This is a genomic window from Leptospira inadai serovar Lyme str. 10, assembly GCF_000243675.2.
Classification (GTDB): Bacteria; Spirochaetota; Leptospiria; order Leptospirales; family Leptospiraceae; genus Leptospira_B; species Leptospira_B inadai.
In genome coordinates this window covers 384,669-408,988 of record NZ_AHMM02000006.1, presented here as the reverse complement: position 1 = coordinate 408,988, position 24,320 = coordinate 384,669, and the positions used below count along the sequence as shown (strand labels likewise).

Genomic DNA, 24,320 nt, shown 5'->3' with positions numbered 1-24,320 from the left:
GGTTTCCATGCTCTAGAGAAAGATTCTTATGCAACAGTGGATCTTTCTTCGGCCCTCCGTTCTCTGTGTCGGCGCTCCAACATAATTCGTTTTTAAAAAAATTGTTGCCAGGGAAATAGAAATAATTATCTGTCCTCTGTCCTAGTCTTCTGCTATGATCGACGTCGTAAACAGGCGGTATCCGTTCCAATATTTATCGAACGGATATACGTCTCGCATGATTTCAATCGCTTTCAAAAATCGATTTCTCAGAGAGATCCTGGAATCCTCCCGTCTCGTTAACTCTTTCAAGAACCGCGAATTATGCGTATCCGTCTGAAAACCTAAATTCACTATTCCGGAACCTCGGATAGATTTCTGCAAAAAATAAAGAGAGTCGCGAAAGTTCTCGGAACCGAAATCAAATTCTTTCAGAAACGAGGACGAAAGCATCCAAGGACCTTTTTGTTTAGTATCCGAGATTTCGGGCAACGATTTTCTACCGAATAAAATTCCGCGATTGAAATCGAGTTCGAGCGGTTCCTGTATTATAAAAAAAGAAGAGACTCCCGAGCGAACGATTTTAGTTCCTAGCTCCAACGCGTCTAACTTTAATAATCTCTTATACCAATCGGGGGCTGAGTTAGGTTCTCTTGCGACGATAGCGAAGCCCGGCAAGAATTCGTCCTTTTCTTGGTGGATAGGATTTTCCAAAAAAGCGACCGGGTCCGTCACGTAATAAATTTCTTCCTCCGAGCGAGGAACTAAAGGGACGAGAAAATGGTAATTCGAAAGATAGAGATAAGTCGTTTTATTCTTTGAAATTCTAATATTCTGACGATATTCGGTTTCCAAGGATTCTCTTAATAAAATTTCGGAACCGCCTTTTTCCGCTTCCTCATGATATCGTTTAATAGTCGCTTTTAATTTTCGATTGTCCTTGTACGCGATATCTCCGTTGGATTTTCCTCTCGTAAATTTGATGTAGAAAGTCGTAAGCCCTAGATCCGCCACTGCAAGAAATTCCTGACCGATCGGAAGTTTTTCCTCCAATTTAAGCGAGACGGGTTGGAACTTCGGGATATCGGAGAAAAGCGGTTCCTTACCGAGAATCGTTTTTCTAGCCACGGAAACCTTGTCTTTAGCCACGCAAAGATCGAAGAAAACTTCCGAATCATTCTTTTTAAAAGCGAGAGTTTGCAGAAATGTCAGAAAATCGTTCAGTTCCCTTCTCTCTCTCGGCGTTAAAGAAGTTCGCTTACGGGAACCGACCCATCGGTTCGCTATATCAAGAAAATTCTTCGGAGCTGAAGAAAGAGATTCCTGATAAAATTTTGTAAATTGGTAAAAGGGAGAATCGGAAACGATTGGTTGAGACTTACCGTTCATCACGTTTATTTTATATTTCAGATATTCGATTTCCGAATCCTGAAAATGCCCCGGTTCGTTCTCCGCCTTACCTATCCAGTTTCGCGCATTTTCATAATCTCCTTTGGAATAATAGGCGCGAGAAACTTCGATCATGAATCTCACGATCCGAGGTAGATTTCGCTTCCCTCTCTCGAATTCTATATAGGATAAAAGAAAATCGGACATTTCTCCGGCAATCTCATCTCCTATCGAGTATCTTAATAAATCGGCGATAACCGCTCTCTCGGAAGAGGTAAGCGAGGAGAATAATTCACGAGATGCACCGAACACTTCGGAATAGAGGGCGATCGGTGAAATTCTCCCGCCGAAAGATTTTCTGTCGGCAAGATCGAGCAGTCGCCTCTTGTATCTCAAATTCTCTCCTTGCCGATTCTCCGAACTAGAATCAATTCCCGTTACTCGCTTCGGTTCGGAAATTTCTTCCAATAATGCGGTTTGCTGAGACAGATCGTCGGACAGTTTCGAAACAAGCGCTAGAGCCTCCGGCCCTCCGGCGATCTTGGCCGCCTTCATCAATTGTTCTTTTACGATGGTCGGAAAATAACTTTCCAAAGCGAGTTCCGCAATTCGAATTCGGAGTAAAAATGGTTCGTAAATCCCGATATCGATCAATTCGTCAAAATTAGTTTTCGGATCCGAACCCTGCTTTAAAGCGGAAACGGCGGAAATTAAATTATTCTTATCGGCCGGGAGTTTCATACCGGAACAATCCGGCTCGTCATGATCCAACAGAGCGGCAAGGCAAAGCGAAAAATTCAATTTTTCTAATTGAGAATCGTCACGCGTCTCGTACGACAACGAAAGTATTTCCTGTAGAGAGAGCTTCGGATGATTTCGCCTTAAAAGTCTAAGTAAATTTTCTTCGATTCTCCGGGAACGATCGGATCCCGTTTGCGCAAAGTCTTTGGCCTCGTAAATTTTATCATAGGCGGCCTGATAATTCCCGGCTATTTCAAACGATCTGGATTCCGCAAAAAGAGATTCACCCCGAAACTTATTCGCTTTTCTTCTTGATGAAATCCGACCGAACCTATAAACCCCTGCGGCGATTTTTTGTCCATCGATCTCCGCAAGTACATTCGCTATACAACCTTTCGAGTCGTCGCAGAAAAATACTTTGTCGACTCCCGAACCGATGCTTGCAGAAGCGACTTTTGAGATTTTCTTCCAAGATACTTGCTTTGGAGTTACGAAAATAATGAAAGAAACCTTATGGCTCTTGGAAAAAATTTCCTTTAGGTCCAGTCGATCCCGAACCCTTTCGCCGAAGAGAAAATCGCTTTCGACTTCCGGCAAAGAAGATACGATTATATCGGAATCATCCAATAAATGCCCCAAATAACCGGCCTTTATATTACGAACTTTTAATTTAGAAGAAAGGTCCAGATAGGAAGTGATCGTCCTCGGCGATGTTCCATCGCGTTCCGGAGGTAAATCTAAGTCGGCTTTTAGAATCAATCCCTCGACTCGGCGAACGAAGAGATCCGCATAATTCGTATTCCCCGGATCGAATATTTTCTTAGGCATCGTCCACTCGGCTTCGCGGGATAATGCGGCGAACACTTCTTCTTCATCGCCTAAAACGGTCACGAATCTCACCGACTCCGCTTTCCGAATCTTTACGAAATTCTTTCCCATTACTTTGATGATTCTAAATTCGCTTTCTTGCGGACCTAAACGTTGGTCTGTCGACTCTCGGAACGGGCTAAGAAAGGCGACACGGCTCGGAAAAACCTTTCTCAACTGTTCCAATGATTGCATCGCCGAAGCTGATACGGTGTTCAATTCCGACTCCGCTTCTTTTATTTCGACCCGTCTTTCCAATGCTGCCTGGTACTTTAAATATGCGGTTCGAAAGTACTTCCACGATGCTTCGAATTGAAGATATTCCTTCGGATTTCCTTCGAATTCCCAAGTTCCTTTTTCAAAATTTCTAAATAATAAAACGGATCGATATCTGTCCCAGGTTTTAAAAGCCGCCGCTTGATTACCCGATTCCATCTCGTTACGAATCCTGGTCTCATATAAGTCGCGTAGCAAAAACCCTTTCACTTCGCGGATAAGATGAGCTTGCTTTTGAACAAGGTTCTCGGCTTTGAGTAAACGTTCTTTTGCACGAAAAGATTTTCCGGATATCATATCCAGCCTGGCTTGTAAAACCCAAGCTTGGATGAGTTCGTTAGCATAAAAAAATTCGTTAGCCATCTCTTCCGCAAAATTCAAGCAGAGATAAGCGCGCTCCGAATCGCCGAGACGAAAATAGATGCTAGCTCGACTCAGCGAATGAATGACTCTTTCCTTCTTAGAAAAAGGATCCTGGGCTAATCCGACGATTTCCTTCGGTAATCCGGAAGGATTTTCGAGCAGTGAAACCGCCAAACCGAGTTTTTCAAACCCGGAAATCCAATCCTTTCGTTTGATCTCTTCCTCGCCTAAATAGTAGAAAAGGTTGGATATTAGAATATCATAATCGTAGTTTTCTTTATAGAAGGTCTCCTCGCATCGCTTTCTAAGAGAAACTCTATCCTGATCGTCCGATATGGACAGGCACGAATCGATATAATTCATTTTCATCGCATAAAGGAATCGATAGGCTTCCTCCAGCTCGACCTCCGGATGAAACCCTAAACTTTTATCCTCGGCCTCGATTTCGGCAAAGAGCGAATATAAATAACGCCGGAACGTACTTTGCGACCTAAACGAGATCTCGCTCGTCGAAGCTTCATAATTCTTTCCGGAGCGAAATGCAGCCTTGGCCTTCTCGAATTCATTCCTTTTATATCTAACGAATCCTAAATCGTTCCAGGATTGAGATTTAATCAGTTTTCCCGGAAAGCTTCCGTTCAAACCTTTTCCGTTCACATATGCGAGGCGTTTATCGGTTTCTTCTCCGGCAAGTTCGTAATTTTGTTCCAGTAATAGGTTATTAATTCGTATGCCGGAAGATAATAAGGGCTGATAGGATGCGGGAATCGCTTCGGGAAATCGACCGGATCCCGAAATTCGAGTCGAGTCGGGTAGGACGGTATCGAAGATTAGATCCCAAAAATAATCCCAAAAAGTGATCTTAACTTTACGCGGAATCCAATTAACTCCCTTCTCTTTCACGAGCTGTTCCGCTTTCTTTAAATTTTCCTCCGATTCGCTTAACGATCCTATTTTTTGAAAACAGAGCGCAAGAGCATTATGTAAGTTAACGGGATCCACTAAACGAGAAGAGTCGTTCAATTTAAGTGCGTCTTTGTAAAAAGGAATCGCCGAGCTGTATTCACCCGACTCCATATGAGACAATCCCGTAAGGGTATAGATTAAGGCTAATTTTTCATGATAACTTTCGATAGCCAGGCGCGGATCCAACTGGGAATATAATTTGGAAAATTCGTTTTTGGAATATAGATCGGAAGCCGCATTCAATTTGCGAATGGCATCCGCGTATCTTGACATATAAATGGATGATCTCGCCGAATTGAATAGGAATACGGCTTTTTGACGATAATCTTCGAATTGCGCCTTGGAAAGAATAAACTTCGAATAGGACTCCACCAAAGAGTATTGTTCATCCGCTTTCGGATAGTTCTTAAGAAGAAAGTAATTGTTTCCGAGATTTAAGCGCAAGTCGGACAAAGCCTTCTTATTCGGAAAATTCTCCCCTAAAAGCTCCAAAATTTGGCTGTAAAGCTCCACGTTTTCTTCGAAATTCTTCTCCGGGAAATATTTCCGATATATGGCCGCGTATTGATCCTCGTCCGATAGCTCACCGTCGGGCGGTCTTCTGGATTTCATAATATCGACGTACTGGTATAGCCAACCTAACAGTTGATAGGCGTCGTGATAGGTGGGATCGGAGAATATAATCCATCTCAGCTCGTATTCGGCTTGTTTAAAATCTCGTAATACCGCCTCCTTCTTTGCGGCATCCATCGTTCCGGCGGCATAAAAATAAGTCTCCCGAATAACGGACCGATTTATCAGATAATATGCGTATCCGTAAAGAGTCGCTAAATCGAGAAAGGTTCTGGCGCGGGGAAGAATTTTCTCTTTTTCATAATATTGAGTTACGTAGGACAATCCCTCCTTCTTATCCAGCGGATCGAATTCGACCGGATTCAAAGTCCCCAGCAGTCCTTGCGCGTTTTTATCGCTGATCGATTTGGCCAATTTAAAGGACGTATCGACCATCAATCTTTGATAGTATATCGCATAATCCTTATACAGCGTATCCAAAAATAGATTCTTGCTTTTTGCGAGAAACATGTTTTCTGCGTTAAAAAAATAGTGGAATGATGCTTGTAAAAAATCGGACCTATTCTCGTAATTTCTGGCCAAATTTTCGAAATATAAGAAGGAACGCTCCATCTCTTTTTCATCGATTGCGACTCCGGAAGTCGCATCGTAATTTTCAAGGAATATTCTCAATTCGGTAAGAGAATTTCTGGTGTCACCCATGCCTCTAAAATTTTCCGATTTTAGAATATGCGATTTTAGGAATAAAGGATCCTCCGGCCTTAACTGTTCGAGGAACCCGTCAAGAATGGAATTGCTCCGTTTAAAATCGCCCTGTCCTTTTAAACCCAAGGCCTTCACATAGGAGAAAAAACGGTGCAGTACCGGCGATTTTGTTCGGAGAGAATTCGCATTGTCGGCCGTGTCCGCGATCGATATTTTCTCCGCATCGGAACGGTCCGATACCGTCTCGGACTCGAGCAATTCGTACATATACCGCAAATCTTCCGTACCGGACCTTGGATCGTTCGCGACTAACAGCAATGAATTCGGAAGAACCCAGCCCGAACTTTCCGAAACTCCTAATCGCAAGGCCCCGATTTTTCGCAGCACATCCCTATCATGGTAATAATCGGGAAACCTATCTCTCAAGGATTCGAATACTATGAGGGCCGAAGCCCGATCGTTCCGATTAACGTAGGCGTCTCCGATTTCTTCTTCCAGGGCAGCCAGCGCATTTCGATTTATTTCGGGGACTTTCTCCCAGGCGGCGGAATAATCCTTAAGCGTCTTAGGTGTGGCGCCATCCGCTTCCAATAGGAACGCGAACGACAATCCCGCATCGGGGTGCAATTTGCCGGAGGTCATCTCTTTCCGCACTTCCTCAAGAACCTGCAATTTCCCTTTTCTCTTAGATTCTTTATATTTCTCTAATAGTCCTTTCGATTTGAATATCGGAAATAAGGGATCGTCCGCAAAATACGAATCCAAGGAATCGATCGCCAATATAAAATCCTCGAAACCTTGTTTTTGTTTATATTGAAGCGCAAGATCGAATTGAGCCCCGATACTCTTTGCCTTAGGAATGGAACCGTTTTCGGGCAAAAAGTAAATATTCATCGTTTCGTAAAACGATGCGGTAAACAGAATACTCCCGCCGTTAAACCTGGAATATCTAGTATCGAATAACGAAAAATTTCCGGAAGTTAGTAACGCTTCCCTGCCGTTGGAAAGATCGAGTCGAACGATTATGCTATTATCTCGTTCGTCGATTTTTCCGTTATTATCCGAATCTTTTCGAATCGAAGTATAATAGATGAATTTTGAATCCGGCGAAAAGCTGGGGGAAAAATCCAGATAATCGTCTCTCGTAATTCTTTTAATCGTCCCGGTCGCCACTTCAAGCGAATACAATTCGCCTCTCGACGATTCCGAATAAGAAACGTAAACGATTCTCTTTCCGTCCTCCGACCAAAAAGGGCTCGCAGCCCCCGTTTTCGTCAGCAATTTCGCCTGAGTTATCCCTTTAGTATCCCAAAGGATTAAATTCGGAGTACCCGGACTGAGCCGATCCGAGGAGAATACGATATGTCGGTTATCGGGCGCCCAAATAGGATCCGTATCCACAAAGCGATCGGACTTTAGAGAATTAGTATATTCAGAATTTGTTAAAAATATGAAATCTTCGCTAAGAAACCGCTTTCCGTCCAGTATTTTGGCGGCCCACTCGGCCGGATTCATTGTCAAAAGCACGATATCACCGGCCGAATCGTATTGCTCGGAAACGAAAACCAACTTAGAACCGTCGGGGCTGATAGCTGGTTTATATTCGGAGGACGGATGTTGCGTAACCGGAACCACGATCGAGCTTTTCAAATCACGAAACCAAATGTCGAAGTTTCCTTTTTGACCGGTCGTATAAAATAGATACCTACCGTCCCTAGTCATGGAATGGTAGAGGTTATTCCCTCTTTGCACGGTCAGAGGAAACGGCTTTTCGTTATCGGGACGAAAATAATTTCGAGAAATGGGGCCGTAATCGAATTCGATCGGCTTTATTTTTTCGACGACACTAAGGAGAGTGCAATCGCCGAAAAGAAATATCGCAAAAAGAGAAATTAAGAATTTGGAATAACTCATGAAAGCTTATCCCTTTTTCTTCCATATACCGGAGGATGATTCGTAGTATTCTCCTTGGCCCACCGAGCGGTACCACGATAATAGCAAAGATCGCTTCAACTCGGCTTTTTCTTTTTCCGTCATCGGCTTCCCGGGCAAGGATGTCTCCTTCCGCAGCTTGCCTTGAACGATCAAATCCCTACTCTCGTTCGTTATTTTAAGCAACTCATCGAGGCGACTTTTCAGTTCGGGCTTGGACAGCGCTTTCTCCGCACCGGCTTCCCTTGCTTTCGGATTGATTCGAATCTTACCGTCCAAGCCTTCCGCAAGTAACCCCGAGGCGGAATATTCCTTCGTTTCCCTAGCCAAGTAGGCTAAGGTCCGCAACGCGATATAAAGAGTGCGATCGTCCGGATCCGAAAATTCTTCCCGGACCAAATCTCTCTCCCAAATTTCCGATCCGGACGAAGACGTTTTTATGGAAGCGATCAGCCATCCGTCTTTTTCGAGATTTCGATCCTCTCCCAACATTTGTTTTTCGGATGCGGTTTGGGTCTGAGTGAACGTAATCAAGGGAGCCTTAATCGTACAGAAAGTGCAAAAAAGAACTAGAGCTAAAGGAATTTTAAAGAAATTTAATTTTCTCACGGTTTTTATCACTTATTATACGTTTCGATTTCGCTCTGGGCGCGTTTTAAGAAATTCGCCAAGGGCATTCTTTGCTGAGAAACCTGATTATTCTCCAAGTTTACGAACGTCCCCAGGACGGATCTCTTGAATAAAATCACAGCATAGACCAACCCTTTAGACAATTCTAATTCGATTTTATCCACCGCATAGCTTGTATATATGAAATCCGTCAACAAGTTGGAGGGCGCGAAAATATTTATCGCGCTTTTACCGAAGTCGCGACCGATTTGATAAACGCTAAAAAACAGATTTAGATTCGGGATCGGATCCCCGAGATTCCTTCCCCATAGATTCACATCCGCCTTGATTTTACCGTCGTCGATCTTACCCCTACTCCGACTCGGAAGCAATTGTTTAAGATCTATATCCTTTACCCGTAGCTCCAACGAATATTCCATTTTTTCGGGAGCTCCCGCCCCGACGTTAACGATTACGTCCTTTCCGAGAATTTCCCCGTCCAACGTGTATACTTTGAGGAAATCCATTCGTAAATAATTTTCCGAATAATTTATGTTTGCGGAAAGCCCGGGTGAAGCTCCTTTCGGCTTTACGTATTCGAATGGCAGTCCTTTTAGGGAAGGATGAGTTCCCACTATTTCTCGAATCGTAAAATTCGGCTCGGGTAATCTGCCATAATTCATCACGAATTTTCTTTTATCGCCTTCGATCAGATTTCTGGTTTCTTTCATCGAAATATCGTGTTGGAACGGAACCGAGGCGTTCAGCCCATCTATCCTGTACAGCTTGCATTCGGGACTCGGGCAAAGACGATTACTTACGTAAAGGCCGGATTCTTTGGAGGAAAAATTACCGGAAATCATAGGCCCGACCCATCGAAAGCCGAGACTTAGGTCTCCACGAAACGTCAATCCTTTGATCAGATACGCGTCTTCCTTCGACGACAACCGGAAGGATCCGTTAAGATCCGGCGAAAAAGGACCCATGGAAGGCGGAACATCCTCCTGCTTTGGACGCGATAAGGTGCCGGAAGACCGGAAGGAAAGTTTTCCCGCAAATGCGGAAAGATCCATCTGCTTTAAGTGGATTTTATTCGCGGGAGAACCGTCGATCATAACCGAGATCTTCAGCTTTCCGTCCTTAATCTCCAAGGCCGGTACTAGCAATCCGAATCCTCCCTTGATTTCCTGGATCGATGCCATCTTAGAGTAGCCGAGATCTCCGGAAAGTCCGACGACGGGGCCTAATTGCGAGCGGATAGGTATCAGGGATTCCCTAAGTACCAGGGGTAAAAGGGGAAGCAGCTCGTCTAGATTTGCCCTTAACTTAGCGTTATTTAGATCGGCGCTTAAGAATTCTCCCAACCGGACTTTACCCCGGCTTTCCAGGCTAAAGGCCTCGGTTCCCTCCGGCGAAGCTATTCCTATCGAAAGAGGAGAGATATGAACCTCTCTCAATTCCCAGGGTTTATCAGGAAATCTTAAAGTTCCTTTTAGCTTACCGTCCAAAAGAATATTTCCGGAGTTTCCTCTACCGTACGCGAAACGAAATCCCTTTGCTTTCATTTTTAGATTCAGATCCAGCGAAGAAAAATCGACCCCTCGCACTCCCAAATCCGCGGATACGAGTCCGGCTAATCCGGGCGAATACGGGGTTAGGGAAAACCGATCCAATTTCAAATCGAGACTTAGAGCCTTCTCCCGAATCTTCGGATCTCCGGAATAGAACAACGTTCCGAATAAGGTCGCATCATTGTACAAAACTTTCAGTTTTTTTAAATCCAAGATTCCGATCCAGGGAAGCGGATTCGATCCGGTAACCGCTTGGGTCGTAGAAGGATACAATCTCGCGTCCCAGTCCAGATACAGTTCCGGAACGCGATGAGTTCCACCCGCGAATCTTAAATCCAATCCGCTAGCTTTGATTTCGCCGATCACCCGAAGATCCTCTGACGTTCCTTCGAACAGCACCGGCGCTAAAGAAGCTTGGCCCTGCATGGAAATTCCCGCAAACCCTAGGCTACGGAGAAAGTCCGAAACGGGAGCCAAACGAATTTTCGATTTTTGTAATGCTATATTTACGAGTTGAGATTCTTCTCCGACTCCGGAAATTTTTCCGCCGCCTTCCAACCAGACGTCTTCATTTACCTTAAATTGTAGATTTCCGAGTACGAGTTCCTTCGAATCGGGAGAGTATTCTAAATCGTATTTAAAAGAAAATCCGAAGGGTATAACCGGCCGATTCTTAAGTCGTAAAGGAATCTGTTCGGACCCTAGATCCAGTTTAGAACGAAAGGCTTCTCCGGCGTTCCCCCTATCCCAAATCCAAGTAAATCGAAGCGTATGATCCAAACTTCTGGACGAATCTTCGAATCGGACCCTGATTTTTTTTTCCGAATTCAGTCTGAATTGGAAATCGTCGATCAAGCGCAAAGCCGTCGGATCGAAAGGAATTTTAGTAAATCGTTTCGTATCCAATTCCAATGCGAAGTCCAATCCTTCCAATCCGGCTGAGTACGATTTTGTTCCGTTGTTCGATAGAATCCGTACGTTTATATTTTTGAGTTCGAATCGTAAAAAGGCGCTTACGGGAAAATAGGTACGAATCTGCGTCAACGGCTCGGACGGTTCTGCGAGAGGAGGCTCAGGCGCAGCCTTTGATGCGGGGAATAAGGTTGTTGCATTCCAAACTTTCCCTTTTTGGACCAAATTCAACTCGAGATCCTCGAGAGCTATCCTGGATAGTTTCAGCCTTCCAAAAAAAAGATAGGGAAGATTATAGGAAAATTCGAACCGTTTCAGGGTGAGAAGCGGCTCGGTTCCCCATTCGGACGGAGCGTGAACGGTTATATCTTGAATTCGGATGCCGTACAGCAGAGAAAACTTCCGCACATCCCCTTTTACCTCCCCCCGGACAAGCGGCACAAAAACCCTGTCAAAGAGAATCTGTCCGGTAAAGGAGTTAAAGAGACTGTGATAAAGAAGAAATAGCCCGACTAGTATGGCTAAGGAAATTTTTCGCTTTTGGAGGATCTGAAAGACCGAGGAGGCCACCTGAATATCGGGTAAAATTAATATTCGAAAGACTCGATAGCCTCTTCCAAGGTTTTGTAGATCTCAAAAATGCTAGCGAGTTTGGTAATCTCCATCAGGTTCTCAATGTCGGAATTTAGGTTGGTAAAAACCATTCTTCCTTTGAGTCCGTCGATGTGTTTGTAGATGTTCAGGAACATCCCCAGTCCGGCGGAGTTGATGAAGGGCACTTTTTTAAGGTCGATAATAAACTTCGGGACGTCACCCTTCGAGATATACTCCTCGATTTTTTGTCCAAGTTCGAATTCGTTTCCAGCCTTGATGGGTCCTTCGATCTTGATAATGTGGACGTCGTTTTTCGTGGTGACTTTGATTTTCATAACCCTTTCTTGGATTTTTGTGCATATATAGGATCGGCATTCTAGTCGTCTTGTAAAGTCCTTTTTTACGAGATCATTCCCAAATCCGGTCCTGCTTTACAGGAAAGGGCGCCTATCCGTTTCGGCCGGTAGAATTATGCGGAATAATGATCGACATTTTGGCCGGAATGAAACAACGTACCATCGTCAAAGATGGCTCCCAAACCGCCCCTCCTATCCGTCGTCATTCCCATTTACAACGAGGAAAAAACAATTCCGGAGCTTGTTAAGCGACTGAATGCCCTCTTAAAAATCCTAAAAACCAAGTTCGGCTTCGGTCCCGCCGATTCGGAAATCTTATTTGTAAACGACGGTTCTCGGGATGAGAGCGCGGAAATTCTAAAAGAGTTCTGCGAGTCCACACCCGGTTTTTTCCTTGTGAATCTGTCCAGAAACTACGGACACCAGCTCGCAATTACCGCCGGAATCGATGTGGCTCGAGGCGAAACGGTGGCCGTTATGGACGGGGACTTGCAGGACCCTCCCGAATTCGTCGCCGATTTATTCGAAAAAATGAAAGACGGATTCGATGTCGTTTATGCGCGAAGAAGAACCCGCGAAGGCGAGTCGATTTTCAAACTTCTAACGGCCCACCTCTTTTATAGAACCTTGAAAAAATTAACCAGATTCGATATCCCCATCGATACGGGGGATTTTCGCATTATGAGTCGTAGGGTTACCGATGTATTAGTTTCCATGAGGGAACAACATCGGTACATCCGAGGCCTAATCGCTTGGATCGGATTTCGTCAAACGGGACTGGAATACGATCGGGATGAACGTTTCGACGGTGAGACCAAATTTTCCGTCGGGAAAATGCTTAAATTCGCATTAGACGGAATCACCTCCTTTTCTTCCGCACCTTTAAAGCTCTCCTCTTATCTCGGTTTTTCCGCGGCATTTGCAGGAGCCTTATACACGATTTATATTCTGTATCTGAAGTTGTTTACGAATAATACCATCCAGGGCTGGACCTCGGTGATGATCGTGGTTTTGATACTGGGAGGAATCCAGTTACTGGCGCTCGGAATGATCGGGGAATATTTAAGTAGAGTCAACGACCAATCCAAGAATCGTCCGCTGTATGTGATCGAAAAGATTTATTCCACCGATACCGCCCCCAAACAAAAAGAAAAAAAGAGATCGACCAAGAGCTAACGATTCTTCTTTCGAGAATGAACTCCCGATAACTTCCTTCACTTAGCAAAATGGAAGGTCGGCTGCGGGTCCGGTTCCGCCCGCCCAATCCGCTTAGGAAAAATCCTTTCCCCCCAAAACGCATCCTATAACCTGATCGAGAAAACTCTAAGCATGTTTGGGGGAACAATGAATCGTCTTACGGATAGAATTCTAGGCTTTTTTTTGATTTCGGTCGCATTGTTTCTGACCGGAATCATGGTCTGGAAGAATTGGTCTGCATTCCTAAACATTTGCCCGATAAAAGATCTGCTTACCTGGGATGAAAATATTCGTCTCAATCAATTACTCGACCAATACCAGGACTTTCGGGAAGGAAGGTATTGGCGCGGATTCTTTCCATTCTTAGAGGCCTCTACCTGGCCTCCTCTTAGGTCGATTTTTTCCCTCTTTATGCTTTGGGGTCCCGGGGAATGGCCCATCACTTGGAAAGATTCCTTTCTTGGATTGATATTTTACGCGCTTTGTTTCCCCACATTAATTTATACAAGCTTTCGAATCACGGGCTCCTTCATTTTCTCCGGCGCCGTTTCTCTATTGATTCTGGCGATGTCTCTTCATACGACTGAAACTCCCGCTTACAGTTTATCGTCCATGCTGGAAACCCAAGGAATGTTCGTATTGCTATGGGTATATTTCGCGTTATATAAACTCTATGATTCGGTACAAAAATTAGGGCCGGGTGCCGAATTGGAAAAAGGAAATAGGGTATCCTCACTCGTTTCCGTCGCACTGCTCTCTTTGTTTTTTACGAAATATCCGTACGGACTTTTGCTTTTTATTTCCTTATTTCTGTACGAAGGAATCGCCAGGCTTCCGGAATTAATCGGATTCCTTAGGTTTGCAATTCGGGTTCATTACAAAAATCTACGCTTGATTTTTTTGGTATCGGTCGTCGGACTCGTATTTTCCCTTCCGATCCTGCGAGTCGTCACGGATTGGAATTTAGATCAAAGATCATTTAAGAAAGTCTTATACTTTCTGACCGTCATCCTGTTTTTAGACTTTAATTATTTCTTATTTAAGTACAGGAACGAAGCTAAAAAAATCACGCCGCCGTCCCTTCGAGTGCTCTATATCTACGCGATACTTCCGAGTTTCGTCTGGCTATTCGCCAACTTAGACAGGGTCATGAGCCTCGTGAATGCGCAGATGATCGTAAACAAATTCGTCAGAAGTTTCATACTGAGTCTTTTCGAATCTCCGAGCGATAGAATCCCCGCGAGTCATGTGTTCGACGATCCTTGGATTTTTCGTATTTTTTTTGCCGGTTCGATCATACTCATCGCGGTCTGGTTCTATCTAAGATCGAGAGACAAAAATGCCGATGCAAAGTCGGCGTATACCCCAAGTCTTCTGCAATCTCCCGAAGGAAAATTGGATTCCTTACTTGCAAGGTTGGAAGGTCTATCTTGGCCCGCCGCACTAAGAGATCCTTTATTCGCGATTTCTGCAGTCGTGTTCTTACAGTATATAGTGATCGACGTTACCACAGGCAACAAACAATTAAGACACGTCTTTTATCCGCTACCTGCCTTGCTTTGGATTTTGAGTTTATGGTTTTTCCGAGCGATCAAGGATTCTAAGAAATGGCAAAGCCAAGTCGCAATATCTTTGCTTTCGGGAATCATATTTAGCTGGGGGATCTCCTTATTTTTCAGACCCGGAGGACTCCTAAACGTATCCTATTATCAGTCACATGCATTCTGTCTGAAAGGATTCGAGGAGCAAGTATTTCAACCTGCGCGTGATTTTGCCTCTAAGATTGACTCCGAGGGAAAATACATAGCGTTTAACGCATTCCATGAAGAGGAAAATTTTCAAACGCCTGGACGTCTACTAGCGTCCGAGTTCGATCTTTTATTCAGGCTAAAGACATTGGATAAAGGTAAATACAGAAACGATAACAAATATCGCTGGAAAACCTGGGAAGAATTTGACAAACTCATTTATGTCGGACCAAATTGCGAGCTACCCGACAAATATAAAATAAGAACGGAGAGTCTCGGATATGCGATCGACCCGTTAGCGGAGTATTCCGAAGGGAAAGAACAGTATTGCATGCGGATATTTCGTCTAATTCGCAGATAGTTTTCCGTTAAGGGTACTGCCGTTCGTTTTGGAGGCTCTAGAAACTCGTGTCGAATCCGTGGCTACTGCCCACCCTTCTAGCAACCTTACCTTCGAGTATCTTCCTATTCGCGATCTATTCTTATCTTTATTATAGGGAGAAACAAAAATCCCTACTAATGTGGGCGATATGTTGCTTCTTTCATATTCTGTTTTATATCGGAAATATTTTCCTAGCGACGGGAATGACCGGGATTTATCGATTCTATCCGAATGTGACCTTTGATTTTTTGATCGCGACGTTTCAGTTGATAGGATGCATGTATTTTCTGAAACGTTCCACACCGAGAGCGGCAAAGATAATCTTAGTGATCGTCGGGGCCTGGGCAGTCTATCTGGATCTGGTCAATACTATTGATTTTTTACTGATGAGTCCGGTTTATCTTCTGATCGGATTTTCCCAGATATTCACGGGCGTTTCATTTTTAAGACTAACGGAAAACAATATCGGTAAAAAAATCGTCGGATGGATACTTATATTATGGGGCTTTCACGTCTTAAATTATCCGATCTTGAGGCCGATACCCGAACTTGCGTATATCGGCTTTTCAATCGGCGGCTTTTTTAGAACCTCCTTGGCCATTGCAATTCTTCTATTCTATTTCGAAGAGACTAAAAACACGCTACAACAAACACAGAATGATTATAAAAAGATAATAGAAACCACTCAGGAAGGGATTTGGATGATCGATAAGGATGCGAATACTTCCTTTGTGAACGACAAGATGTGCGATTTTCTGGAGATTTCCGAAAAGGACTTTATCGGAAAATCCTTATTCGACTTCGTCGATCCGGAGTATAGAACGATCGTCGAAAAGAGATTAGGCGAAAGGAAATTAGGATTAAGCGAAATTCACGATTTCCATTTTAAGAATAAGAAAGGAGAATCCATTTGGCTATTAATGTCCAGCAGTCCGATTTTCGATATCCACGGAAATTATGACGGTTCGATCGCTATGAGTACGGATATCACGCCGTTCAAGAAGGCGGAAGGCGCTCTGAAGGAGCGCGAACGACAGCTTTCCACCTTAATAAAAAATCTCCCCGGAATCGCATATCGATGCAAAGTGAACATCGACTGGACCATGGAATTTATTAGCGACGGGTGCTTCGAGCTAACCGGCTATTCCCCTTCTGATTTCGTTGATAACCGAACCGTTTCGTTCGGAAGTATCATTCATGAAGATGATAGCGAAAGAGTCTATAATGAAGTTATAACCGCCATTAATGCGAATCAATCCTATCGTTTAGTCTATCGCATCCTGCATCGAAACGGTAGCCTTCGATGGGCTTGGGAACAGGGTTCCGCCGTAAAGGGAGAAAGCGGAGAAATTTTGGCGTTAGAGGGGTTTATCGCCGATTTTAGTCAAGTAAAAGCGGCCGAAGAGATGATGTCAAAAACCCTTGAAGAGAAGGAGATCTTATTAAAGGAAGTCCATCATCGGGTAAAGAATTATCTGCAAGTATTATCCAGCTTACTGTCGATGCATATGGATTCAAGCGAAGAGTCCGAATCCAAATCGGTTCTTTTCGAAAGTCAAAACCGAATCCAATCCATGGCTTACGTACATGAGTCGCTATATGGAAAAAACTCCGTCAGCGATGAGTTCTTTCCCGAATACGTAAGCAAACTTGTCGAAAGTCTGTTACGATCCTTCGGCTACAAGGCCGACGAAATCCGGATAGATCTTAAGTGCGAACCGGTACCTCTCAGACAAAACGCGTTCATTCCTATCGGTCTTATACTAAACGAGTTAGTCACGAACGCCTTGAAACACGCGTTTATTTCGAAGCCTTCCGCCGAAGTAAAGTCGCTCGGAATCGCTTTTTACACCGAGGGCAACTGGGTTCACTTAGAAGTGAGCGATAACGGAAGTGGGAAGGACCGAAAAGATCGACCTTCCGAGTCCATGGGTTTAGAACTCGTAGATCTATTAGCCAAACAATTAAAGGGAAACGTTCTGGATTTGGCTCATTCGCAAGGAACGACTACTCGAGTTCGATTCCCGATCCTATTTTAGTCCGTTCCGTTAATCACGCGCTTTGCGTGTTTGCCTCGGTGATCGAAACTTCTTCCGGATCGCGGTTCGTAACTTCCCGGAAGGTTTCCAAATATTTCGGATGATTCGTTCCCATTAAGCGATCCCAAATATTAAAATATAATCCGTAATTACAGTTAAAATATCGATGATGCATATTATGGTGAGTCGTCGTATTATGCCATCTTAGAAACTTATTATCCAAAAACCCTTTCGGAAATAGTTCGAAGGAAAGATGACCTAAAACGTTTAGGAAATTGCTATAGAAGAAAAAAACCAAAAGAGCGATGGAATGCATCGGTAAAATCAAGGCAGCAAGAGGAACAATCCCCGCCTCGACGACCGCCTCATACGGGTGGAAAGAAAATGCGGCCCAGGGAGAAGGATTTGTGGATCGATGATGAGTTAAATGCATTGCTTTGAAAAGAAGCGGGTGATGCATTAGCCGGTGAGTCCAATAAAAGTACGTGTCATGCAATAATATCAACGCCACGATGCTGAACACCATGTATGCGACTCCATAATCGGAAACCTTATCGTACAGCAAGGTCCAGCCTTGCTCTTTCATCCAATAGACCAAGATTCCCGAGGCGGCGAAAATAAATAAAGTTAGCGCGGAATATTTAAGTTCGTAAAAGATTTTTTCTTTTTCAGGCAATCTCGATTGGATAATCCTGTGCTTTAGTTTATCCTTAAAAACGTACCACACGAAGAAATATGCCAATCCCGCCATGAATAAATATCTTACCCATAACGTCACGAGCGAGAATACGTAGTAACCTTCGTATCCGATTTTTTGAACTAACTCAGTCATGATTCCACCCTGCTATCTTTTTATCTTTTTCGCTTTCATTAACGCATTTTAACAATAAGACCTCCGTTATCCTATACGATCCCGAAAAGACCTAGCCGATTCCGAAATCGGGAAGGATTTATCGAAAAATTTTACACTTGGGGTTGTCTTTCCCGATTTTTACGGAATTCCGTGGGAGTGACTCCGGTAAGTTCTTTAAAGGCCCGATTAAACGGACCCAAAGATTGGTAGCCTAAGTCCATAGCAATCCGGATGATGGGGAACTCGTCCTTTCCCGAATCCAGTAGGATCTCACACGCTTCTTGAATCCTATACCGATTGAGGAAGTCGGGAAAGTTTCGGAAACCCATAGCCTGATTAATCAGACGCCTTAGTTTATATTCCTGAACTTCCAAATCCTCCGCCAATTGGCCGATCGTCAATCCTTCCTTTCGATATAGTTTTTCTTCCTCGAAGGCGAGGACTAATTTTCTCTTTAACGCCGGATCCGCCTGAATGACCCGTTCCTCTTCTTCGATTTCTCCGTCCGGCTCCGGATCGACCAAACCGTCTTTCAGTTCGAGCACTAAGTGCATGAACGCAAGAATCAATCCCCAAGCGAGAACTACGTTTAACAAATCCAGGATTTCCGAAAGCGCTTTTCCGCGTAAAATCAAATGGGAGAATATCGAGAAAGTGATGACGCTACCGGTAACGAGAATGTGGACCTCCCTCAATCGACGTCGGGTTTCTATTAGATCGTCCTTCCTACCGGAATATGTCTGCAGAATGGCGGCCAGGACAAACGCGAGAGAAAGTAAAGTAGGAACTATGATATGAGCAAGGACGGTCTCAGATTCGATCGGACCTCTCATGTTGATTTCATCCAGCACAGGATAAACGAGTAATGCCGAAATCAAAATCTTTCCTACTAATATGGACCAATGCCAAAGCTTCGGGTGAAAATTATCCACAAAGATGGCGGAGCTTAAGATCCAGAAAAAAAACGGCAAACTAAGAAGTCCGCCGAATAACCCGACACGAATCGGAAGCGGAATCAGCATATTCGGATCTAAGGAAAGTATAATGTAGCAGATAATTCCGAAAGAAAAACCCGCCGCGATTCGAATTCTGAGATCGTAATGATATCTCCACGCAAATAATCCGATAAGAAAGATTAAATTCGAAAGACAGAAATAATGAAGGATATTTGTGATCTCGGAGATCAAGGGAGTTCTTCCAGTTTTTCCAATTCTCCCCAAAAGTCCTTTGTTTGTAAACCAGGAAGAAATTTCCTAATTAGGCTACTGTCGACAAATGCGTCCTCCCGATCCGATTCCTCCTCTTCTCTCGGGTCGATTTTTCCGTTATCCTCCAAAAACCGGAAGATCTCGAACCAGGTATGCCATTGGTTATCGGATAATAAAAGCTCCGACGGGAGAGTGTCCTTGCGGTCGAGAAGGATTTTTTCCAAAACTCGAGTAATATCGTCCACATGAACTAAGTTCAGTTGTCGCTTGTTTTTTTTGATCAGCCCTTTACGCGCCCAATCACCCGGATTCCGCTTCGGCCCATAAATCCCGCAAAGCCTTAAAATTTTTCCCCCGCTCTCCAAGAATCGCTCTTCTATTTCGTAACGCACATGATCGGAATTTTTCGGGGTCGCCTCGCGTATATCGCCTCCGCGCCTATAGATGCTTGTCGTTCCGAGCAACCAACGCCGGCGAGCCACTTTCGGTAAGACCTCCAAAAGCAAATCGCGGGTTGCTAGGGAATGGATCGGAAACGTTACGATCAACGCTTCAAACGGAGAGCTTTCGAACTCGGACTTGAATTTTTGGATCGCTTCCGGTTGCGAGAAATCGACTTTTCGGGAAGTGTCCGTCCGAGTGTTTGCGGAAAAACCGATAACCGGAAGATCCGTTTCCAGGGCGCGGACCGCTCGCAATCCGGTATAACCCAATCCGAGAATTGCGAAAGGATCCATTAAACTATTCTAATCCGAGACGCTTGTAGATCAATCCTACTTTCGCCAGATAAGGTTCTATTCGAAAAATTGCATCTAGATCTCCCGGCTTCAGAACGGCTTGAACCTTAGGATCGGCTGCGAGTCTGCCTTTCAAGGTTTGAGTTTGATCCGCCCAAACCGCCATCGCATGTCCCTGAACTATCGAGTATGCATCCTCTCGAGTGATTCCACCTTTTTCGATTAAGTGAAGAAGAACCTTTTGGGAAAATATTAATCCACGCGTAATTCCTAATGTTCTCTCGATTGCATCCGGATAAACGTGCAGGTTTTTGACTACGAAAAGCATCTTATCTAAAATGTATTCGAGCGCAATCGTCGAATCCGGGATTACGATGCGTTCCGCTGAAGAATGAGAAATATCTCGTTCATGCCAAAGAGGAACGTTCTGTAGAGCGGTTTGCACGTTCGACCGTATGACTCTCGAGATGCCGGAAATTCTTTCACATATCACCGGATTTCGTTTATGAGGCATCGCCGAAGAACCTTTTTGTCCAACGGAAAACGGCTCCTCCACTTCACGGCCTTCCGTCTTTTGCAAGAGACGAACTTCGGTTGCAAAGCGATCTAAGCTAGCGGCAGTCACTCCGAGAGCCGACATGTAAGCCGCATGTCTATCCCTAGATACGACCTGAGTCGCAATCGGATCGGGCTTTAAACCCAATCGCTCACAAACATACTCCTCTATATCGGGCTCGATATTGGAATAAGTTCCCACGGCACCGGAAAGTTTTCCCACCGCGACTTCTTCCTTTGCAGTTTGAAGACGGCTTCGGTTTCTTCGCATCTCTTCGTAAAAAAGGGCGAATTTCAATCCGAGTGTCATCGGCTCGGCGTGAATTCCGTGAGATCGACCGATACAAGGAAGGTCCCTATACTGAATCGCTTTTTCCCGGATCGCTTCGATCAGTTGATCGGTCTTACGGAGAATGAGTTCCATCGCCTGCACCATCTGTACGCATAAGGCAGTATCGCCGATATCCGAGGAAGTAAGACCATGGTGAATGTGACGTCCTGCCGGGCCGATATAGGAATTCATATTGGTCAAGAACGCGATCACATCGTGATGAACCTTCGATTCGATTTCCAATATTTCATCGACCTTAAAACGAGCCTTGGACCGAATCTCTTCGAAATCCTCTTCCGGAATTTCTCCCTTCTTGGTTCTCAGTTCGCACGCGAGAATTTCGATTTCTTTCCAAATATTGAATTTATTTTCTAGTTCCCAGATTCTTGCAATTTCCGGATTAGAATAACGGTCGATCATCGGAACTTCCTAGGGAAAAGTCTTCCCTCTCTATGATAGGATTTTCAACCGTAGGCTTCCCGTAAACGGGAAAAAGCGTTTTAGAAAGACGTCAACCTAAGTCGAAAGACCTCACAAACTCTTTGATCAAATTGATATGATCCACCTCGGGCGAAGGATTCTCCTTGCTAGGTTCGTACAAGTGCTCGTCGAAAACGTGATAGTCGAAAATCTTCAATTCGAAATCCGGGATCGTGATGATGATGTTCTCCGAATGGATATCGAAGATTAATTTTTCCTCGTCAGCTAAATAACGAGTCACTTCGATGACTCTATGAAAATCCATAGCGATCTTTTTAAGTTTAGCCTTGTTGATGATTCCGAATCTATGAGTATCGAAATTTAACTTCCATTTGGGAAATAGCGCGTCCTGAATCGGGTTCTGCCGAATCTTCTCGTTTAAGCGAATGAATTCCTTTAAGTGTTTTCCCGGCAAAAGATTTTGGTTATCGCAAGGAGTAAGAGTGATGATCGGAATTCCGAACGGACTTTTACGAAATCGAAGACCCATAAAAAATCGAGTGGGAAGCACGAGATCCGGAATTAGACTTTTGAGTTTCCAATAATGAAGTCGCTCCAGACCCAACCGCGCAAACTTAAATCGAATCTCGTCTTTGGCGGATTCTTTCCAGGTAGCGTTCTGTAGGAATTCCATCAGTCGGATTTCTTCCGGCTTCAGGTATTTTCCCAAATTCCTTTGCACTTCCTTGTACAAGGAACCGAAAATAGGATCGGAAGGAAGCTTTGATTTACCGATCTTAACGACCTGATTCCATGGTAAGGCGTATACGAACTTATACGAACCGCGTCCGATATAGTTCTCGGACGCCAGAGGCATAAAGCTGTCCAAGAATTCACGACCGTATCGATGAGTAATTCTGAAGACATGCGAAACCGGAAAAACCCGCTCGTATAATTTCCGAAAGAATCCGGACTGCCTGAGACGAAAATCGATCGGAAGATCTTCGAGCGGTATCCGTTCCTCGGCTTTTTCATGATCAAAGAAAAGCTCTTTATCCAGTCCCTTTTCAAGAATCTCGATAAAGTTGGGAATTCCCGGAGAGTTCCAGAAATTCCGAATCGCATCCCCGAACTCGGAGAGTCTTCCCTTCTTTGCCATTTTTTTAAAGCAGCGGAGAATACTTAAGCACGGGAGAATATGTAGGCATTGCACTTTTAGACTTTTTATTCGAGTTTAATAAGTCCGCTTTATTCTCATCCAACCACCAAAGGTGATTAGCACCGCTTTCTCCGCTAAACCGTCCCAATGGATTTACCGGGAATCCGAATCGATTCCAATACAATAGTCGAGTCGATTTAGTATTCCATAATAGAACGTATGGAACCTCTTTCGTTAAGGCCTTATCGATTTTACGAAGTATATCCGCGCGTTTTTGCGCGTTGAACTCCGTCTTTTGTTCTTGGATTAATTTATCGACTTCGGGACTTTTAAAGCCTGCCAAATTATTCTGGCCGGTTTCGTCCGCGTATTTTGAAAACCACATAGGTTCCGGATCGGGAAATAGTCCCCCACCCCAGGCAGCCCAGGTCATATCAAAATCGTATTTATCGATGCGTGAACTCCACTCCGCTAAATCGGTGAGGTCTATACTGGCTTGGATCCCGAGTTCTTTTGCACGTTCGATAAAAACCGTAAAATATTTTTCTGTACCCTTATCTCTATCTAAAATTGCGAATTTAAATTCCTTCCCGTTTTTTTCCAGAATCCCTTTTGCATTCGGCTTCCATCCGGCTTCCGATAAAAGTTTTCGTGCCTTTGCCGGATCATAATCGATCGGAGGGTTGGGTGTGGAATTCCCGGGCCATACTCCCGTATAATACGCGTCCGTTAAATCGTATTCGTTAAACGCCAGTTTCTCTACTAAAAGTTTCCGATCCACCAAATGAGCGATCGCCTTACGAACGCGAACATCGTCGAAAGGCGGACGTCTCATATTAAACACCCAGCCTTGAAAACCGATCGGCTTGTCGTTATAAACTTTTTGCTTAACGATATAATTTTTATCGAACGGTTCTCCCGTCGCTTCCTTTACCCAAGTATAGGCCTTGTAAACCGGATATATATCGATATCTCCTTTCTTAAACGCCTGAAACGCGACCGCTTCCTCGGTATACACTTTAAATAACAGAACGTCGAAGTTATCGCTTCCCTGATAAAAGGGATAAGCGCGCATCCAATAATCTCCGCGTCTACGTAAACGAACATACCTTCCTTTTTTAGCGGACAAAAGTTCGTACGGTCCCGAAACTACGGGGAATTCGAAGTTTTCCTTATTAAAATCCTTTTCCTTAAAGTGATGCTCGGGTAGAATAAATAGGGAATGCGCGACCGTCTCGAAATTCGACCAATGAATTTCTTTTTGAGTAAATTCGACTTCATATTCGTTTAACACGACAGGTTTTTCGAATCGAGCTAATCCGATCCTGAATACTGCCGTATTATTCTCTTTATTCATTAAGGTTTCGTAAGTAAACAGTACGTCTTTTGCGGTAACCGGTTTGCCGTCGGACCATTTCGCGTTCCTATCGATCGTAAACGTGAATTTTTTCTTATCTGCGGAGATTTTCCAGGAACTCGCCAAGTGAGGCATCGGTTCCAACGTTATCGGATGATACTCCAATAGAGGCTCGAACATCGTTTGAAATATTTCCGCAGTAGTGGAGAATTGCTCCAGATAATAATTTAAAGATTTCGGAAATTGATGGCTGTAAATTCGGAGTGTTCCGCCTTTCTTAGCGTCCTTGGAAGCGATAGGATTATTTTTTCGTAAAGCTTCCGGTATGGACGAATATTCCCCTTGCCAAGAAATATCCTTAACGACGGTTCCGTTATCGGAGTCTTCTTTTTCTCCGCAGGAAAAAGTCGGTCCTATCAAAAAACCTACGATTAGGAATACGATCGAATTCCGAATTTTTTGTCCCCAATTCGTTTCCCGTTTCAATGTGCACCTCGCTCG

13 protein-coding genes are annotated in these 24,320 nt (G+C 44.2%); 3 read left to right on the top strand and 10 right to left on the bottom strand.

What is annotated here, in order from left to right; all coding sequences use genetic code 11:
• Positions 1-141 precede the first annotated feature (141 nt).
• From LEP1GSC047_RS02540 to LEP1GSC047_RS02525, 4 genes are read right to left on the bottom strand one after another with little or no spacing between them, the layout of a single operon-like run.
• Entirely contained in the window at positions 142-7,773 is a 7,632-nt protein-coding gene (locus tag LEP1GSC047_RS02540; RefSeq protein ID WP_010411946.1) for a PD40 domain-containing protein, read from the bottom strand.
• A gap of 6 nt (positions 7,774-7,779) precedes the next feature.
• Positions 7,780-8,400 (bottom strand): DUF1318 domain-containing protein, encoded by a 621-nt coding sequence (locus LEP1GSC047_RS02535; RefSeq protein WP_103186203.1) that lies wholly within the window; start codon positions 8,398-8,400, stop codon positions 7,780-7,782.
• An 8-nt stretch (positions 8,401-8,408) separates the two neighbouring features.
• Entirely contained in the window at positions 8,409-11,453 is a 3,045-nt protein-coding gene (locus LEP1GSC047_RS02530; protein ID WP_020988163.1) for an LIC_11026 family protein, read from the bottom strand.
• 17 nt (positions 11,454-11,470) lie between these two features.
• Positions 11,471-11,812: an STAS domain-containing protein gene (locus LEP1GSC047_RS02525; RefSeq protein ID WP_010411951.1), complete on the bottom strand. Its 342-nt coding sequence runs from the start codon at positions 11,810-11,812 to the stop codon at positions 11,471-11,473.
• A 192-nt stretch (positions 11,813-12,004) separates the two neighbouring features.
• On the opposite strand from LEP1GSC047_RS02525, the gene LEP1GSC047_RS02520 reads away from it, so the two are divergent.
• The 3 genes from LEP1GSC047_RS02520 (at position 12,005) to LEP1GSC047_RS02510 (ending at position 17,199) form a co-directional block, all read left to right on the top strand.
• A complete protein-coding gene (locus LEP1GSC047_RS02520) occupies positions 12,005-13,009 on the top strand; it encodes a glycosyltransferase family 2 protein (RefSeq protein ID WP_010411953.1) in 1,005 nt (334 codons plus the stop codon).
• A 153-nt stretch (positions 13,010-13,162) separates the two neighbouring features.
• Positions 13,163-15,139: a hypothetical protein gene (locus LEP1GSC047_RS02515; protein WP_010411956.1), complete on the top strand. Its 1,977-nt coding sequence runs from the start codon at positions 13,163-13,165 to the stop codon at positions 15,137-15,139.
• A 47-nt stretch (positions 15,140-15,186) separates the two neighbouring features.
• Positions 15,187-17,199, top strand: a complete 2,013-nt coding sequence (locus LEP1GSC047_RS02510) for a PAS domain S-box protein (protein WP_020988084.1) — start codon at positions 15,187-15,189, stop codon at positions 17,197-17,199.
• A 13-nt stretch (positions 17,200-17,212) separates the two neighbouring features.
• On the opposite strand, the gene LEP1GSC047_RS02505 is transcribed toward LEP1GSC047_RS02510, so the two are convergent.
• The 6 genes from LEP1GSC047_RS02505 to LEP1GSC047_RS02480 all read right to left on the bottom strand — a co-directional run bounded on the left by LEP1GSC047_RS02505 (position 17,213) and on the right by LEP1GSC047_RS02480 (position 24,275).
• Positions 17,213-18,031 carry a sterol desaturase family protein gene (locus LEP1GSC047_RS02505; RefSeq protein ID WP_010411962.1) on the bottom strand — a complete coding sequence of 273 codons (819 nt, stop codon included), beginning with the start codon at positions 18,029-18,031 and terminating at the stop codon, positions 17,213-17,215.
• Positions 18,032-18,162: 131 nt separating this feature from the next.
• Positions 18,163-19,239 carry a helix-turn-helix transcriptional regulator gene (locus tag LEP1GSC047_RS02500; protein ID WP_010411966.1) on the bottom strand — a complete coding sequence of 359 codons (1,077 nt, stop codon included), beginning with the start codon at positions 19,237-19,239 and terminating at the stop codon, positions 18,163-18,165.
• Positions 19,236-19,997 (bottom strand): Rossmann-fold NAD(P)-binding domain-containing protein, encoded by a 762-nt coding sequence (locus LEP1GSC047_RS02495; RefSeq protein ID WP_020988089.1) that lies wholly within the window; start codon positions 19,995-19,997, stop codon positions 19,236-19,238. The genes LEP1GSC047_RS02500 and LEP1GSC047_RS02495 overlap by 4 nt, the downstream gene beginning before the upstream one ends.
• Before the next feature lie 4 nt (positions 19,998-20,001).
• Positions 20,002-21,303, bottom strand: coding sequence for an adenylosuccinate lyase (gene purB, locus LEP1GSC047_RS02490; protein WP_010411969.1), 1,302 nt, complete (start codon positions 21,301-21,303; stop codon positions 20,002-20,004).
• Between the two features lie 91 nt (positions 21,304-21,394).
• Positions 21,395-22,462 carry a hypothetical protein gene (locus LEP1GSC047_RS02485; protein WP_010411971.1) on the bottom strand — a complete coding sequence of 356 codons (1,068 nt, stop codon included), beginning with the start codon at positions 22,460-22,462 and terminating at the stop codon, positions 21,395-21,397.
• A 4-nt stretch (positions 22,463-22,466) separates the two neighbouring features.
• Positions 22,467-24,275, bottom strand: a complete 1,809-nt coding sequence (locus LEP1GSC047_RS02480; protein WP_052580613.1) for an extracellular solute-binding protein — start codon at positions 24,273-24,275, stop codon at positions 22,467-22,469.
• Positions 24,276-24,320: the final 45 nt, after the last annotated feature.